Genomic DNA, 15,645 nt, shown 5'->3' on the forward strand with positions numbered 1-15,645 from the left:
TTCAACCGTCGCCCTTAAGCGACTTTCTTATCTTATCAAGCAGTTAACGTTTTGTCAACAACTTTTTTAAGATTATTTTTCAAGTTTTTCATAAACTTGGTATCGCTCATCGGCGACGTATATAAATTTAACATGCATTTTCATGAACGTCAACAGGTTTTTTTAAAAAAAGATAAAAAAACATTTGTTTTTTTATCTTTTCCTTCATTACCCCTTATTAATAGCATAATGGCGGTGATATAAACTCTTTCCTTTTGTTTCTATTTTATGAACGACTACAATCTCTTTTTGGATGAGAAATTCGAGTAAGATTCCTAGATCAATTGCGTATGGGTTAACTTGCTGATGTGAAATGAGCTCATTAAACGTCCACTCTTCTTTTTCACTCATAATTGTTAATAGATGTGTAGAACCTATTTCAACCTTTTTATTCACATAAAGCTCACTAGCTAAGAACAATAGCTCAAGCTTTTTGTTTATTTCTTCTTGGCTGCCGACAAGCTCTTCATATAAACGATAAATAGAAGGCTCAATTTTTTTCACTTGATTCCAAACAGTAACCTCTGGATAAAATCCATTTTCTAGTACGGAAAGACGCGCTAAATGATGCAAAGCATGAACCACATGATTGAATGCATCTAGATAATGATTTGACGTATAAAAATCTTTACCTTCTTTAAAACGGCGAATAAGCTTAGCAAACTCAATACCTATCCTCTTCACTCGATCTTCGCGGGGGAAATCGAGCAGTCTCTTTTTCAAATTTGCTACGTATTCGTTACGATCAAACAGTACTTTTCCATTCAACACCCAATCCACAGTGCGTCGGTTGGTACCCATCATAATCCATTCGCTGATTTGCTGTTCTGAAGCTACATAAAGAGCTGCTCTTTGTTCTTTATACTCATATTGCTTAACAAACACAGGTAGCTCATTGTTACTTGTAATAATAAATAGTATGGCATCTAGATCATCTGTAACTGGTGAATCTGTTTTCCTTTTTTCTATCAATAAAATGCCTAACGTTTCTTTTTTACTTGCACGCTCTTGGTATAGCGGGCGTAAAATATCTTCCATTCTACAAGCTCCTCACTATCATAATTAAAGATATTGGTCTAATCTTCTTTTATATTGAAACACATTTAGTGTGAATGTTCGTGACGGATTTCCTCACAGATTATTATAACAAATTCTCTCTTGTATTCCTTCCCTAAACAGTTCTATCAGTTAATTCAACCTAAAAGACTTATTTTTCTTACAATTATGCTATATTTATAAAATGGGAGGGAGATTTTTCATGGGAATTAAATACTCAAGTAAAATCAATAAAATCAGGACATTTGCATTAAGCTTAATTTTTATTGGCTTCATCGTGATGTATGGAGGAATCTTTTTTAAATCTTCCATGTGGCTTATGACCATTTTTATGCTATTGGGGTTACTATGTATTGTCGCTAGTACCGTTGTTTATTTTTGGATTGGCATGCTTTCTACTAAAGCTGTCCAGGTCACATGTCCAACCTGCAATAAACATACAAAAATGCTTGGAAGAGTAGACTTATGTATGCACTGTAATGAGCCTTTGACTTTAGACCCAGCACTTGACGGGAAGGAATTTAACGAAAAGTATAATAGGAAAGACACAAAGAAAGCTGATAGTATATCATAACTATCAGCTTTTTAATGTGCTTTTTTAGTTGTACAATCCGAACAAGTACCATAAATCTCCATACGATGGTGACTAATATCAAACCCGGTAATGTGCGCTGCAAGTGCTTCTACTTCATCTAATCCTGGATAATGGAAGTCAACGATTTTCCCACACTCTTCGCATATTACGTGGTAATGCTCTGTCGTAATATAATCAAAACGACTTGAAGCATCTCCGTAAGTTAGCTCTTTTACAATTCCTACTTCTTTAAATACGCGTAGATTATTATAAACGGTTGCCACACTCATATTAGGAAATTTATCCTCCAATGCTTTATAAATATCATCAGCAGTTGGATGTGTCATTGAATTGATTAAATACTCTAAAATAGCATGACGTTGCGGTGTAATGCGAACGCCAGTTTCTTTCAGCATTTCAAGCGCTTCTTGTAAATGATTTGACACGTCATGCACCTCTCTTCTATAAGCATTCTTACTTTATAATTCTTACAATTAGTGTAACTCTTACTGCTTCACTTTGTCAATCTCATTAGCGATTCCTACTATATATTATTTTTAAACAGCTTCTCGTTCATTCCGCAAAAAAAAACGCGACTATCTAAGTCGCGTTTTATATCGTAACACCTGAGGAGGTATGCCCTACACTGTTATCATACGCACAACAAAAGATTTTGCTATAGACGAATGCCTTAATTATACTAAATTCTCTTTAATAAAGTGCAAAGCTTCTGCTACGTGGTCTTTCACACGCACTTTACGATACTCTTTCGCAATTTCACCGTCTTTGTTAATAATGAACGTCGAACGCTCGATGCCCATGTACTCTTTTCCAAAGTTCTTTTTTAACTTCCATACGCCATATGCCTCGGCAACTTGGTGATCTTCGTCGGCTAATAATAAAAATGGTAGTCCGTGTTTATCAATAAACTTTTGATGTTTGTCGATTGGATCTGGACTTACGCCCAAGATAACGGCATCTAAATCTGCAAATTCTTGATGAGCATCTCTGAAATCACACGCTTCCGTCGTACAGCCAGGCGTCATATCTTTGGGATAAAAGTAAAGTACAATATTTTGACCTTTATAGTCAGATAAAGCTACCTCTTCTCCATTGTTAGCTGCTAGTTTAAAATCTGGTGCTACTTCACCTACAATTACTGTCATCTTATATCGCTCCTTTAATACAGTTCTCTTTTAGTATAGGGTAACCAATTTCGCGATTTAAGACAACTTTAAGCTTTCTCGTTTCGACTTACAGTACGAATCACAAAAACAGCTGGCATCATATATCCAATTAACGCTTCAATAGTCGCAAACATCTTTCCAATGCCAACGGGATACATATCGCCATACCCTACAGAAAACAGGGTAATGGCACTAAAATACATACTGTTAAACAATGTATAAAAATAGTGTTCTTGATGGTAAAACCCTCCGCTAATTACTTCTATATTACTCATTTCACAAACTGTGTAGATTAAGCTAAAGCCAAGTAAAACCGTTAAATATGAATAAAGTAAAACAAAAAAGTGCCCAAGTGAGAAGAAATGAAATTCACCCAGCTCTCTTTCAAACAAAAATTTCATACTTCCTACCATTAGAAACACAATGACTAGAATCAACGAAACCGTCATACAGATACTCCTTTAAGTAAAAAAGTTCTTGTATTACTATACGTTGTCCCTTCCCTACTCATTACTATTCAATAACACAAAAAAAGCAGGCATCAATTGCCTGCTCCTCGATACCTTTTCACACCAACATTCCATAGGACAATAGCTAGAGTAAAAAAGATAATTCCCATAACCGGGGTTAAAAATGCATAACCGTACCATTCTTCTCTACCTAAGAAATAAGCCGCTGGGTATACACCAACAAAAGCGAACGGTAAAATCCATGTTAGTACATAACGAATGACATTATTATAGATATCAACAGGATAGCGCCCATAATTTCCAATGTTATACATTGTTGGCATAATAGACGTCCGAGCGTCTGACCAAAAGCCGATGCTTGCAAGTGCAATAAAAATTCCTGCATATACTAACGCTCCGCCAAGCACAAATAGAATGAAGATGAAAAAGTCATACCAAGCAAACGAAAGATTTAAAATGGAGCCTGCATAAATCATCACAGCTACCCCAGTGATTGCTCCAAACAAAGACTCTAATTCCATTCTTTCTAAAATAACTTGAAACAAGCTGTGGATAGGCCTAGTTAAGATGCGATCCATTTCACCTTTAACAATATAGCGCTCATTAAAGTCCCAAATATTAAAAAATGAAGAAAAGACTGCAAAAGGTACTAAGAAAAATCCATAAATAAAGATAATTTCTTCTCGGGACCAACCGTTTAAAAATTGCGTATGACCAAATACAACTAAAATAAAGATTAAGTTTACTGCTTGAAACAGCAAATCAGATAAAAGTTCCACTACCATGTCAGCTCGATATTGGAGCCTAGTTTTCATGTATTGGCTGATGTATTGAAAGAACATAGAAAAATAAAACATTTTTCACCCTCCTTGGATAACCATCTTTTTCTTTGCAAAATTCCATAGAAAGACGATGGGAACAAATAAAAGCAATGACCAAATGAGCTGTGTTATCAATGCAGCTACCACTTCACTCCCCGTGAAGCCTTCTGTAAAGATCATGCTTGGAATATAGCTGATTGCTTGAAAAGGCAGATAACCCATTAAGTCTTGTGCCCAAAGAGGATAAAAGCTAATCGGTAATAAAAGTCCTGAAAACAAATCAATGACAACGCGCTTTGCTCGAATTAATCCATCATTATTAAACAAGAAAAATGTCGTAATTCCAGTTAATAAGTTAATTTGAGTATTTACAATAAAGCTAAAGATAATTGAAAAACTAAAATAAACCCATGTCTGTACGTGACCTGATAAATCGATAGGGAATAAAAACCATACAATCACCATTCCAGGAATTGAAAAGAATAAAAGCCTAAAAATCCCTTCTCCAAGCCCCTGCATCATTTTCATTCCAAGATAGTTATAAGGCTTAATTAATTCAACTGCTACTTTCCCATCTTTAATTTCCATGGCCATCTCACGATCAATGTTGTTAAAATAAAAAGCACGTGCCATCCAGGAAACAGCTACATATGTCGTCATCTGAGTCATTGACAGCCCTTGAATATTTTCTTTCCCTCCATAAATTGCAGACCATAAAAAATAATAAGCTCCAATATTAATGGCATAAATTAAAATACCGCTGTAGTAATTTGTTCGATACGCAAGCATCATTAAAAAGCGAATGCGTATCATTTCAATATACTTATCCATTCACAACACCTTCTTCATAGATGTTACGAATAACTTCTTCAGTTGAAATTTCGTGAATACTCAAATCAGCAATTTCATATTTAGCAGCGACCTTAGCAATCAGTTGCGACATACTATCCCCTTTGTTTTCAAGATTAGCAACCCAGCTGTTGAGGCGGTCTCCCCTTACCCACGTAACAGGCAATCCCTGTGTAATTAAATGCAACTGCTCTTGGAGTGGTTCTTTTGTGAATTCAAATATAACCTGTTTCATATCTCCCCAGTTAGAGCGTAGCTTTTGTAGCGAACCATCATAAATAATGTTTCCTTCATCCAACATCACAACGCGTTCACATAAGGCTTCAATGTCAGCTAAATCATGCGTTGTTAATAGGATTGTTGTATTGTATTTTTCGTTAATTTCTTTTAGAAACTGACGAATTTTGAGTTTCACTAACACATCTAATCCAATAGTTGGCTCATCTAAAAAAAGTAGCGGTGGGTTATGAATAAGCGCTGCCGCCAATTCACATCGCATTCGTTGACCAAGAGATAGCTTTCTCACCGGCTTATCTAATAATGGACCAATATCCAGGGTTCGAATAACGTGCTCCATATGATTGTTATAATCTTCATCTGATACTTTATATACTTTTTTTAATAGACGGAACGACTCTTGCACCGCAATATCCCACCAAAGCTGTGAGCGCTGGCCAAATACTACCCCAATGGTACGGGTAAACTGTTCACGCTCTTTGTGAGGATTCATTCCGTTCACTTGAATTTCACCGTCAGTTGGTGTTAAAATCCCTGTCAGCATTTTAATGGTTGTCGATTTTCCTGCTCCATTCTCTCCGATGTATCCAACCATCTCACCTTGTTTGACTGTAAACGAAATATCATTTACAGCTCTTAGCACTTTATAATTTCGTGTAAATAAATCACGAAACGCACCCTTTAAGCCGGAGCGACTCGAATAAGCCTTAAATTCTTTTCGCAATCCCTTTACCTCAATTGCATTTTTCATCTCGTTTCCTCCATCTATTTAACTAGTTTTATCTACTTATTTAAATTGCTCATGCACAGTTTTCTATCATACACCTTCTACAATGTTTTTCAAGAAACAAATAAGTTTGATAGAATAGAACGTGGAATTATACTTTAGGAGGCATATTATGCAGTTTACGAAATCAGAACAGCTTCACGGAGAAGCACTTCAACATATTGTCGGCGGTGTAAATAGTCCGTCTCGTTCATATAAAGCAGTAGGTGGCGGTTCACCAGTTGCAATGGAAAAAGCAAAGGGTGCTTATTTTTGGGATGTTGATGGGAATAAATATATTGATTATTTAGCAGCATACGGCCCAATCATCACCGGTCATGCTCACCCTCATATCACAAAGGCAATTACCCACGCAGCGGAAACAGGAGTATTATACGGTACTCCAACTGCCCATGAAGTAAAATTTGCAAAGATGTTAAAAGAAGCGATGCCTGCCATGGATAAAGTTCGTTTTGTCAACTCTGGAACCGAAGCTGTAATGACAACAATTCGCGTAGCGCGAGCATATACAGGCCGCGACAAAATCATTAAATTTGCTGGTTGCTACCATGGACACTCAGACCTTGTGCTTGTAGCAGCAGGATCTGGTCCTTCAACACTTGGCACCCCAGACTCAGCAGGCGTGCCAAAAAGCATTGCTAACGAAGTTATTACCGTTCCATTTAATGACATTGAACCATTTAAAGAAGCTTTAGAAAAATGGGGAGACCAAATTGCTGGTGTTCTTGTCGAGCCAATCGTAGGGAATTTTGGAATTGTTGAGCCACACCCAGGCTTTTTAGAACAAGTAAATGAACTAACACATGCAGCAGGTGCACTTGTTATTTATGATGAAGTCATCACTGCTTTCCGATTCATGTATGGAGGTGCCCAAGACTTACTTGGCGTGACACCAGACTTAACGGCATTAGGAAAAATTATCGGTGGAGGCCTTCCAATCGGAGCATACGGCGGTAAACAAGAAATTATGGAAAAAGTTGCGCCCCTAGGTCCCGCGTACCAAGCTGGAACAATGGCTGGAAATCCTGCTTCCATGCTTTCTGGAATTGCGTGTTTAGAAATCTTAAAAGAAGAAGGCGTATACGACAAGATGGACAAGCTTGGTGCGATACTTGAAGAAGGTATTTTAAAACATGCTCGTACATATAAAATGCCAATTACTATCAACCGTTTAAAAGGTGCGTTAACACTTTATTTCACAACAGAAACAGTCACTAACTACGAACAAGCTGAAAATACAGACGGTGAATTGTTTGCAAAATTCTTCAAGCTCATGCTTCATCAAGGTATCAATTTAGCTCCTTCTAAATATGAAGCTTGGTTCTTAACAACAGAACATACAGAAGAAGATATCCGCATGACGTTAGAAGCTGTAGAAAAAGCTTTTGAGCAACTAAGCAAAGAATTGTAAGTCTTTATTTTCTTGTAAACTACTCGAACGCAAAAATACTTGTCGAAAAATCCCGTTATTTAACGGGATTTTTCTTATTCCTTCCTCTTGATATCCACATGCAAACCTTGTATAGTATGTTATTGTTTATATAATTCGAGATGGGTTATGTATACTATAAAGAAGCTTTTATTGATTTTATCAAAATCTTATGTACAGAAAGGACTATGAAAGCATGAAACTTGGTGCCCGCATTTTAAAAACGGGAATTGCCATTACACTTTCATTGTTAGTCGCTGAATTGCTCAATCTGCCATCACCTACATTCGCTGCAATCGCAGCAGTTTTTGCTATTCAGCCTTCAATTTATCGCTCGTATTTGACAGTGTTAGAGCAAATTCAAGCTAATGTCATCGGAGCGTTACTAGCAGTTGGGTTTGGACTTTTATTCGGCACACATCCGTTTATTATCGGTTTAACGGCTGTTATGGTAATTACGCTTAATTTAAAGCTAAAAATCGGCAATACAATTGGCCTTGCGCTGGTAACCGTTATTGCTATTATGGAAAGCCCTAGCGATGATTTTGTGCAGTTTGCAGTTATCCGCTTTGCAACCGTCTTATTAGGTGTCTTTTCAGCATTTATTGTAAACTTAATCTTTTTACCACCAAAGTATGAAACAAAGCTTTATTATAAAATCGTTGGTACAACTGAAGAAATTATTAAGTGGATTCGTATGAATATTTATCATGCTTCTGAATATACGCTCTTAAAAGAAGACATTGAGAAAATCAAAGATCAACTAACAAAAGCGAATCAACTTTTTGATTTCTATAAAGAAGAGCGAACGTATTCAAAGACAAAAGTATTCGTAAAGTCTCGAAAACTTGTGCTTTTTCGCCAAATGATTACAACAACATCCCATGCTCTTAAAACATTAAGGCAGTTGCATCGTCTTGAAAATGATATTCAGCACATGCCACAGTCGTTTCAGAACCTCATTAAATCTGAAATGGAATGCTTACTGATGTATCACGAGCAGGCCCTGTTAAAATTTATTGGTAAACTAAAAGTTCAATTAACAACATCCGTACCAACAGAAGCGTATACAAAAAAGCGCGCATTAATTGATGCATTTATGAAATATAAGCTTCTTGAAGATGACGAAGATAATAAGATGCTTTATCACTTATTCCCTCTCATCGCAAGTATCATTGAATACAGTGAAGAGCTAGAGCATTTAGACCGCTTAATCGATAGCTTCCACAATTACCACAAGGAAGACAATGCACTTGAAATTAATCATGAGCGAGAACAAGATTAAAAAAAGCCAGGTATCCCTACCTGGCTTTTAATTTTGTCCCAACTGCTGTACAGTAAACAAATCATAGTAATATCCTTTTTTCTTCATTAGCTCTCCATGAGAGCCTTGTTCGATTACTTTTCCATCCTGAACGAGTACAATTTCATCTACATGTGTAATCGTTGACAAGCGATGCGCCACGATAAACGTCGTTCGTTCCTTGGCAAGCTTTTCAAGGGTTTCTTGAATATAATGTTCGCTTTCTAAGTCCAGTGCAGATGTGGCTTCATCAAAAATTAAAATCGGTGGATTTTTTAAGAATACGCGAGCAATGGAAACCCGTTGCTTTTGCCCGCCTGAAAGCTTCATTCCTCTTTCTCCCACTTTTGTATCATAACCATGGGGCAACTTCATGATAAAGTCATGCGCGTTAGCAGCTTTCGCAGCTGCTACAACGTCTTCATCTGTGGCACCCGGTTTTCCTAATAAAATATTGTTGCGAATAGTATCACTAAATAGTACTGTATCCTGCAAGACAATTCCTATCTGATCACGGAGATTTTTTGTTTGATAATCTTTTACGTTTACACCATCAATTAAAATCTCTCCAGAAGATACATCGTAAAAGCGTGGAATAAGACTGATGATGGTTGACTTACCGCCGCCACTCATTCCTACGAACGCTACGGATTTACCTTGTTCAACATCCAAGTTAATATCATGCAGGATATATTCATCTTCTTCATACGCAAATGAAACGTTATTAAACTTGACTGCTCCCTTAATCTCTAGCAAATCTTTTGCATTGGGTGAATCGACAATATCATACTGCTCATCAATAAATTCAAACATTCGGTCCATAGAAGCAACGGATTGTGTTAACGTTGTTGACGAATTCACAAGTCGACGCAGCGGATTATATAATCGGTCAATATAACCTATAAACGCTACCATGGTACCAATCGATAAACTTCCGTTAATAACCTGATAACCAGCAAATGCAATAACAATTAATGGGGCTAAGTCCGTGATTGTATTTACCACTGCAAATGTCTTAGCATTCCAATTCGTATGATCGATTGCTTTTTGTAAAAAATTACGGTTCTGGTCATCGAACTGCGCTTGTTCATGATTTTCAATCGCAAAGCTTCGAATAACTGAAATCCCCTGTACCCGCTCATGTAAATGCCCTTGTACTTCAGCTAGTGCTTGAGAGCGTACACGAGTTAACTGACGGAGCCTACCATAAAAATATCTAACAGATAGCGCGTATAATGGTAGTAAAATGATAGATACCAACGTTAGCTGTACATTCATTGTAAACATAATAATAATAGCAATCACTATGGTGAACATATCAAGCCAAACGTTCATTAAACCCGTAATGACGAAATTTTTCGTTTGCTCTACATCGTTAATAACACGGGAGATGATTTCACCTACGCGCGTATTAGAATAATAGCGAAGGCTAAGCTTTTGAATGTGATCAAACAGTTGATTTCGAATATCATACAATACTTTACTTGATACCCACTGCGCATAATATTGACGATAATATTCAACCGGAGGGCGTAAAATTAAAAAGACAAAGAAAGAACCACCCATAATCATCAACAACTGCTTTATTTTTTCACTGTCTGATAATGTATCTGAACCAATAACGTCGTCAAGTACGTATTTTAACAGCAGTGGGATTAATAGTGGAATCGAAAACTTTATCACACCAATTAAAACTGTTCCAACAATTTGCCACTTATATGGCTTTACAAATTCCATATATCGCCTGATGCTTCCCACTTGTTCTCTCCTCCTTCTCAGCTATGTCTACTAAGTTTCTTTTATAATGTAACATTCCGTACACTTTCATATACGGCTTTTACACTTCATTATTCAACATAAAAAAGCATCATATAGGTCAAATTTCTAGATCCTATAATGACGCTTATATACGTGCGCTTATGCATGTCGATATGTTAAAAAACGCTCATACCACGTATCGATAAACTCTGGTGCAAACGGTCCCTTGCGTTGGCGAATCCAGGTCTTTAAATGCTCAACATGAGTATGTAAAATACGATCTATCGCTTCTGGGTAATTCATCTCTTTGCGATGTTTTTCGTACTCATCTTCATCTAGAAGCGTATAGGTCATATCTGGGTATACTTTAATATCTAAATCATAGTCAATGTACTTCAGCGCTTCTTCGTCATGCGTAAATGGTGAACTAATATTGCAATAATAATAAATGCCATCTTCACGAATCATTCCAATCACGTTAAACCAATACTGTGAATGGAAATAGCAGATGGCTGGCTCTCTTGTAATCCACGTTCTACCGTCTGACTCTGTTACGACCGTTCGATCGTTTCCTCCAATCATCAGGCTACTTGTCGACTTTAAAACCGTCGTCTGATCCCACACACGATGCAGCTTGCCATCATGTTTATAACTGTGTATTTGAATTGTTTCTCCTTCCATTGGAAATCCCATCTCCACTCCCTACTTTCATTTTGACTATCACAATTACCTCACGTACGCTTTTAAGTGGTCACAGCCTATTCTTATATGTTATTACTCCTGTTAGTTAAAACCATCGATGCTCTTATCAAAGCGGTAACATATCTGCTTTTTAAACAGTGACCTTATTTCGTATATACCTTGTCCTCTCCTATTTATTATAACGGTTTCTCTTCTATTTTAAAACAAATGTGATATGGTTCTTGTTGAATAAAAAAGCTGTACCTCTCTTTTTAGTAAGGAAACATCCTTTAAAAAGAGAGGTACAGCTTTCCTTTAACGAGATACGGGATAGTGGGAATCTTTTTTATATGAAGAGATAATCTCTTCTGTTTGTACCTCGAAAGTTTGCTGAATTTCTTTTAGCTTTTGCTTCATCTCGCTAATTTCGTTGCGGATACAATCCAGCTTTGCTTCTGCCTGTAGTTTAATGAGCTCTTCTTCAATTTGTTGACAGCGTTCTATTTCTGATTGTAAAAACAAAAGTTGGTCCATCGTTTCTAATTGTTGAGACACTAATTTTGTAAATTGCTCCATGTCTTAATCCTCCTTATAGTAAACAGGTCGTTCACTTCTTTCATTTCAGGTAGGTAACACATTTATAAAGCAGAATCTGTTGAAATTGAAATTAGAACGCTCTTAGGTATAAGTCCACTTTTAACATTCTGTTCTTTCACCTTTAATTCCTTTGACGAGATATGTAAAGTTTCGAGAGCTTTTGTCAAATTAAAAAGCGAAGCCACGGTCCTTCATAAGAACCTTGGCTTCGCTTTACCATTAACCTTGGTATTTACCAGAGTTTTGGTTTTTCTTTGCTTCAGCTTGTGCGTTTTGTTGCTTCACGTGTTGTGCATCTGTTTCGCTAGCAAACTCAGCACCGTATTGGTTGTTTGCAGCTTGTGCGTTTTGTTGCTTTACGTGTTGCGCGTTTGTTTTGTTTGGTTGTTTTGCCATTGTAATCACCTCCACAAAAATTAATATGTCCAGGTGATTAAAGCGATATACACTCTTTTTTATTTTAACACATTACATTAATAAAGAACGGCCGCCGTCTACGATAAGCGTTTGACCACAAATCATATTGGCTTTATCCGATACTAAAAATTGAACCGCATCGACCATATCATTTGGTTCAACCATACGACCTGTCGGCGTGTGTTGACGTGCATCATCTAACAGTTCATTACGGTTTGGAAAATGTTTTAACGCTTCAGTATCAACAGCTCCACCAGATACTGCATTCACAATAATGTTTTTTGGAGCTAGCTCGACTGCAAGGTAGCGAGTTAGTGCTTCAACAGCAGCTTTTGAAACTCCTACTGTTGTGTAGTTTTCTAAATAGCGAATGGAGCCCAGTGAACTGATGGTTACAATTTTACCTCCGCCGACCTTTTCCATTCTTTTTGCAGCTTCTTGCGCACAGAATAAATAGCCTTTGCTGTTAATATCCATCGTCCAGTCCCAATGTGTTTCTTCAAGTTCCATTATAGGTCGTAAAACACCAGATGCTGCGTTGCTAATAAATACATCCAAGCGTCCAAATGCTTCATCAATTTGCTCAAACATCTCTTTAATTTTTTCAACTTTACCCACGTTTGCTTTTACAACCAGCACTTCACGCCCAAGTGCTTTTACTTCTTCTGCTACTTCTAATGCTGCGCTTTTACTACGTGCATAGTTTAAGACAATATTATATCCATCCTTTGCAAGTCTTAGTGCAATTTCTTTTCCGATTCCACGGCTGCTTCCTGTTACAAGTGCTACTTTTTGTTCCATATTATCTACTCCTTATGTATCGTTCTGTTCATATTGTACTTATATTTCTGTATAAGAAACAAGGGGAGATGAAAAAATAAGTCTGCCTAGATTCATTTGCGCATGATGCAAGAACGAGGCTTAATTAATGATAAGAAGGTGATGAAGCATGTACGTAGGTCGTGATATGACTGAATTATCAATGATGGCAAAGACCGAATGGCGAGATAGCGAACTGGCATATTTTCATCATTCCCTCCAGCAAATCATGCCTTATTTAAATACTGAAGGCCAAGGTATTCATCGTCAAATTGTAAAAGAAATTGAAAATCGTGGCGGTCTGCATCGAAATGAAGCTGATTACACGCACTCTACCAGCGTAGTATATGATTAAACACAACCATAAAGAGACTGTGAACAACCACAGTCTCTTTTCATTAATTAATTTTATGATATTCCTTTAGAATTTTTTGATGAGACACTGGAAACGCATATTCTTCTATTTCTTTAACCGATACTAACTTTATATCATCCTGGTTAGAAATATGCCCTGTAAACACCCCTTTATATACGTTAATGTTCCACACAATATGGGAGAAGACATGCTGAATGACAGTAAATGGCGAATCTAGCATTACTTCTATATCATAATTTGCTTCAATAAAGGATGTAAGCTGGTTTTGCTCTTGACCAATGGTAAGATCCACTTCTACATTGGGAAATTCCCACAAGTTTGCAAGCAAACCTTTATTAGGCCGCTTGTGAATGAGGAAATTACCTTGTTCATCTGTAATAACAGCTGCTGCTATTTGCACCGTTCTTGGTGGCTTTTTCTTTGACTTAACTGGTAACTCCTGCTGAACACCCTGCTCAAATGCTCGACAATGTTCACGAACAGGGCATAAAAGACAGGACGGAGAAGTTGGCGTACATACAATAGCGCCTAATTCCATTAAGCCCTGATTAAAAAACGACGGGTTATCTTTTGAAATAATTTCATGAATGATCTCTTCAAAAATTTTACGAGTCTTTGGCTTTGCAATGTCGTCCCAAATTGATAAAATACGGGATAATACTCGCATAACGTTTCCATCAACAGCCGGCTGAGGTACCCCGTATGCAATACTAAGGATAGCACCAGTGGTATAGGGCCCTACGCCCTTTAATTTCGAGATTTCATCCGGCGTATTGGGCACTTTTCCATCATATTGTTCATGCACTTCACGGACAGCTGCTTGTAAATTTCGCGCTCGTGAATAATAACCTAGCCCTTCCCATGCTTTTAATACATCGTCTTCAGGCGCATAGGCTAAGTCTACAATCGTTGGAAATTTCTCAATAAAATTATTAAAGTATGGAATCACTGTATCAACTCGGGTTTGTTGTAGCATAATTTCAGAAACCCATACTTTATAAGGATCTTGATCTTTTCTCCATGGTAAAATGCGCTGTTCTGTCTCAAACCATGAGATAAGATCGTGCTGAAATTGTTCTATTTGAAAATCTTTCACAATATCTTTACTTTGTTTCACGTTATATCCTCCGAGGTATGAACTATACATATACAATGTATTTGTATTGAAATGTTGTTCTTTTTCTATTCATGTTATACTCTAAACACACTTGCTTCTATCTGAAAAGTAAGGTTAAGCAAATAAGGAGGTTGCTTTAATGGATACTGGTACACATATTGCAATGGGAATCGCCATCGGTGCACTTGCTACTTTAGATCCTGTTGTCGCATCAAGCAGTGTCACCACAGAAGCCGTAATGATTGGCGTCATTGCCGGTTCATTAGCACCTGATTTAGATACAATTTTAAAACTTAAAAATAATGCTCACTACATTCGAAACCACCGTGGAATTACGCATTCAATTCCGGCAGTGGCGCTTTGGCCCTTGCTTATTATTGTAATTGTTTCGCTGTTTTTTCCAAACGCTAATTTATTCCACTTATGGATTTGGACCTTTGCAGCTGTTATTATTCACGTTTTTGTTGATGTATTCAATGCTTACGGCACACAAGCCTTAAGGCCTTTCACTGATAAATGGATTGCGCTTGGTGTTATTAATACGTTTGATTACTTTATCTTTTTTGTCCATGTTGTTGCCATCTTAATTTGGTTCTTAGGGATGAGTCCTGGCCCAACCTTTATTACCATGTACAGTATTATTGCTTTGTACTACGTGTGGCGCTTTTACATGCGACACCAAATCGCTAAGAAAATACGTCAGAAATTTCCGGACGTAGTGAAAATGAATATCTCGCCAACAATTCGCTTTACGCACTGGCATCTAGCCATCACAACAAAAGAAAGCTTTCACGTTGGACGCGCAGTTGGCCCAAAAATCTTTATTTACGATACCTTTAAAAAGGTTCCCATTCCTGAGTCTGACGTAATTGATGTTGCTAAACGAGATGAAAACTTAGCTGCGTTCTTATCCTTTTCTCCAATTTATCGTTGGGAAGTTGACGAATACAGCGATCATATTGAAGTTCGCTTCATTGACCTTCGCTATCGCAGCAAAGATTACTATCCATTTGTAGCAGTTGTTCAGCTTGATTACGATTTAAATATTATTTGTTCATATACGGGCTGGATTTTCAGTGAGAAGAAGCTTCGTAAAAAGCTTGATTATCTTCCTCACTAATCAATTCG

At 37.2% G+C, this 15,645-nt stretch carries 18 protein-coding genes; 5 read left to right on the top strand and 13 right to left on the bottom strand.

What is annotated here, in order from left to right:
* Nucleotides 1-207 precede the first annotated feature (207 nt).
* On the bottom strand, nt 208-1,077 hold the full coding sequence (locus V2145_RS19260) for a nucleotidyltransferase-like protein (protein ID WP_311859490.1): 870 nt from the start codon (nt 1,075-1,077) through the stop codon (nt 208-210).
* A 220-nt stretch (nt 1,078-1,297) separates the two neighbouring features.
* On the opposite strand from V2145_RS19260, the gene V2145_RS19265 reads away from it, so the two are divergent.
* Nucleotides 1,298-1,669: a YgzB family protein gene (locus V2145_RS19265; RefSeq protein WP_094911478.1), complete on the top strand. Its 372-nt coding sequence runs from the start codon at nt 1,298-1,300 to the stop codon at nt 1,667-1,669.
* 11 nt (nt 1,670-1,680) lie between these two features.
* On the opposite strand, the gene perR is transcribed toward V2145_RS19265, so the two are convergent.
* From perR to V2145_RS19295, 6 genes are all read right to left on the bottom strand, one after another.
* A complete protein-coding gene (gene perR, locus V2145_RS19270) occupies nt 1,681-2,085 on the bottom strand; it encodes a peroxide-responsive transcriptional repressor PerR (protein ID WP_131887247.1) in 405 nt (134 codons plus the stop codon).
* Between the two features lie 279 nt (nt 2,086-2,364).
* Nucleotides 2,365-2,835, bottom strand: coding sequence for a thioredoxin-dependent thiol peroxidase (bcp, locus tag V2145_RS19275; protein ID WP_330988152.1), 471 nt, complete (start codon nt 2,833-2,835; stop codon nt 2,365-2,367).
* Nucleotides 2,836-2,903: 68 nt separating this feature from the next.
* Nucleotides 2,904-3,305 (bottom strand): potassium channel family protein, encoded by a 402-nt coding sequence (locus V2145_RS19280; RefSeq protein WP_094911475.1) that lies wholly within the window; start codon nt 3,303-3,305, stop codon nt 2,904-2,906.
* Nucleotides 3,306-3,397: 92 nt separating this feature from the next.
* Complete coding sequence (locus V2145_RS19285) at nt 3,398-4,183, bottom strand: ABC transporter permease (protein ID WP_094911474.1); 786 nt, start codon at nt 4,181-4,183, stop codon at nt 3,398-3,400.
* 3 nt (nt 4,184-4,186) lie between these two features.
* Nucleotides 4,187-4,978: an ABC transporter permease gene (locus V2145_RS19290; RefSeq protein ID WP_094911473.1), complete on the bottom strand. Its 792-nt coding sequence runs from the start codon at nt 4,976-4,978 to the stop codon at nt 4,187-4,189.
* Nucleotides 4,971-5,984, bottom strand: coding sequence for an ABC transporter ATP-binding protein (locus V2145_RS19295; RefSeq protein WP_094911472.1), 1,014 nt, complete (start codon nt 5,982-5,984; stop codon nt 4,971-4,973). Before V2145_RS19295 ends, V2145_RS19290 begins: the two co-directional genes overlap by 8 nt.
* 148 nt (nt 5,985-6,132) lie before the next feature.
* Here V2145_RS19295 and V2145_RS19300 point away from each other — a divergent pair, with 148 nt between their 5' ends.
* Both V2145_RS19300 and V2145_RS19305 read left to right on the top strand, forming a co-directional pair.
* Entirely contained in the window at nt 6,133-7,431 is a 1,299-nt protein-coding gene (locus V2145_RS19300; RefSeq protein WP_311859495.1) for a glutamate-1-semialdehyde 2,1-aminomutase, read from the top strand.
* Between the two features lie 214 nt (nt 7,432-7,645).
* Nucleotides 7,646-8,734: an FUSC family protein gene (locus tag V2145_RS19305; RefSeq protein WP_094911470.1), complete on the top strand. Its 1,089-nt coding sequence runs from the start codon at nt 7,646-7,648 to the stop codon at nt 8,732-8,734.
* Nucleotides 8,735-8,761: 27 nt separating this feature from the next.
* Here V2145_RS19305 and V2145_RS19310 read toward each other — a convergent pair whose 3' ends face one another.
* The 5 genes from V2145_RS19310 to fabL all read right to left on the bottom strand — a co-directional run bounded on the left by V2145_RS19310 (nt 8,762) and on the right by fabL (nt 13,006).
* On the bottom strand, nt 8,762-10,510 hold the full coding sequence (locus V2145_RS19310; protein ID WP_094911469.1) for an ABC transporter ATP-binding protein: 1,749 nt from the start codon (nt 10,508-10,510) through the stop codon (nt 8,762-8,764).
* A 159-nt stretch (nt 10,511-10,669) separates the two neighbouring features.
* The gene (ntdP, locus tag V2145_RS19315; protein ID WP_094911468.1) at nt 10,670-11,203 is read right to left on the bottom strand and encodes a nucleoside tri-diphosphate phosphatase; all 534 of its coding nucleotides are present in this window, start codon (nt 11,201-11,203) and stop codon (nt 10,670-10,672) included.
* A 303-nt stretch (nt 11,204-11,506) separates the two neighbouring features.
* Nucleotides 11,507-11,767, bottom strand: a complete 261-nt coding sequence (locus V2145_RS19320; RefSeq protein WP_094911467.1) for a YgaB family protein — start codon at nt 11,765-11,767, stop codon at nt 11,507-11,509.
* A 240-nt stretch (nt 11,768-12,007) separates the two neighbouring features.
* A complete protein-coding gene (locus tag V2145_RS19325) occupies nt 12,008-12,184 on the bottom strand; it encodes a gamma-type small acid-soluble spore protein (protein ID WP_094911466.1) in 177 nt (58 codons plus the stop codon).
* A gap of 72 nt (nt 12,185-12,256) precedes the next feature.
* On the bottom strand, nt 12,257-13,006 hold the full coding sequence (fabL, locus tag V2145_RS19330; protein WP_094911465.1) for an enoyl-[acyl-carrier-protein] reductase FabL: 750 nt from the start codon (nt 13,004-13,006) through the stop codon (nt 12,257-12,259).
* A 148-nt stretch (nt 13,007-13,154) separates the two neighbouring features.
* Here fabL and V2145_RS19335 point away from each other — a divergent pair, with 148 nt between their 5' ends.
* Complete coding sequence (locus tag V2145_RS19335) at nt 13,155-13,379, top strand: hypothetical protein (RefSeq protein WP_094911464.1); 225 nt, start codon at nt 13,155-13,157, stop codon at nt 13,377-13,379.
* 43 nt (nt 13,380-13,422) lie between these two features.
* Here V2145_RS19335 and mutY read toward each other — a convergent pair whose 3' ends face one another.
* Complete coding sequence (gene mutY, locus V2145_RS19340) at nt 13,423-14,517, bottom strand: A/G-specific adenine glycosylase (protein ID WP_094911463.1); 1,095 nt, start codon at nt 14,515-14,517, stop codon at nt 13,423-13,425.
* A 139-nt stretch (nt 14,518-14,656) separates the two neighbouring features.
* On the opposite strand from mutY, the gene V2145_RS19345 reads away from it, so the two are divergent.
* Nucleotides 14,657-15,637, top strand: coding sequence for a metal-dependent hydrolase (locus V2145_RS19345; RefSeq protein WP_222582580.1), 981 nt, complete (start codon nt 14,657-14,659; stop codon nt 15,635-15,637).
* Nucleotides 15,638-15,645 lie beyond the last annotated feature (8 nt).

Origin of the sequence: Priestia sp. GS2 (assembly GCF_036409025.1) — a bacterium.
Lineage (GTDB): Bacteria > Bacillota > Bacilli > Bacillales > Bacillaceae_H > Priestia > Priestia aryabhattai_A.

Excerpts from the sequence above, each read along its gene's own strand:
- V2145_RS19290 (WP_094911473.1), bottom strand. The coding sequence starts at position 4,978 with ATGGATAAGTATATTGAAATGATACGCATTCGCTTTTTAATGATGCTT.
- V2145_RS19295 (WP_094911472.1), bottom strand. The coding sequence starts at position 5,984 with ATGAAAAATGCAATTGAGGTAAAGGGATTGCGAAAAGAATTTAAGGCT.
- V2145_RS19325 (WP_094911466.1), bottom strand. The coding sequence starts at position 12,184 with ATGGCAAAACAACCAAACAAAACAAACGCGCAACACGTAAAGCAACAA.
- bcp (WP_330988152.1), bottom strand. The coding sequence starts at position 2,835 with ATGACAGTAATTGTAGGTGAAGTAGCACCAGATTTTAAACTAGCAGCT.
- ntdP (WP_094911468.1), bottom strand. The coding sequence starts at position 11,203 with ATGGGATTTCCAATGGAAGGAGAAACAATTCAAATACACAGTTATAAA.
- V2145_RS19320 (WP_094911467.1), bottom strand. The coding sequence starts at position 11,767 with ATGGAGCAATTTACAAAATTAGTGTCTCAACAATTAGAAACGATGGAC.
- V2145_RS19280 (WP_094911475.1), bottom strand. The coding sequence starts at position 3,305 with ATGACGGTTTCGTTGATTCTAGTCATTGTGTTTCTAATGGTAGGAAGT.
- fabL (WP_094911465.1), bottom strand. The coding sequence starts at position 13,006 with ATGGAACAAAAAGTAGCACTTGTAACAGGAAGCAGCCGTGGAATCGGA.
- V2145_RS19260 (WP_311859490.1), bottom strand. The coding sequence starts at position 1,077 with ATGGAAGATATTTTACGCCCGCTATACCAAGAGCGTGCAAGTAAAAAA.
- perR (WP_131887247.1), bottom strand. The coding sequence starts at position 2,085 with ATGCTGAAAGAAACTGGCGTTCGCATTACACCGCAACGTCATGCTATT.
- V2145_RS19345 (WP_222582580.1), top strand. The coding sequence starts at position 14,657 with ATGGATACTGGTACACATATTGCAATGGGAATCGCCATCGGTGCACTT.
- V2145_RS19265 (WP_094911478.1), top strand. The coding sequence starts at position 1,298 with ATGGGAATTAAATACTCAAGTAAAATCAATAAAATCAGGACATTTGCA.
- V2145_RS19285 (WP_094911474.1), bottom strand. The coding sequence starts at position 4,183 with ATGTTTTATTTTTCTATGTTCTTTCAATACATCAGCCAATACATGAAA.
- V2145_RS19305 (WP_094911470.1), top strand. The coding sequence starts at position 7,646 with ATGAAACTTGGTGCCCGCATTTTAAAAACGGGAATTGCCATTACACTT.
- V2145_RS19300 (WP_311859495.1), top strand. The coding sequence starts at position 6,133 with ATGCAGTTTACGAAATCAGAACAGCTTCACGGAGAAGCACTTCAACAT.
- V2145_RS19335 (WP_094911464.1), top strand. The coding sequence starts at position 13,155 with ATGTACGTAGGTCGTGATATGACTGAATTATCAATGATGGCAAAGACC.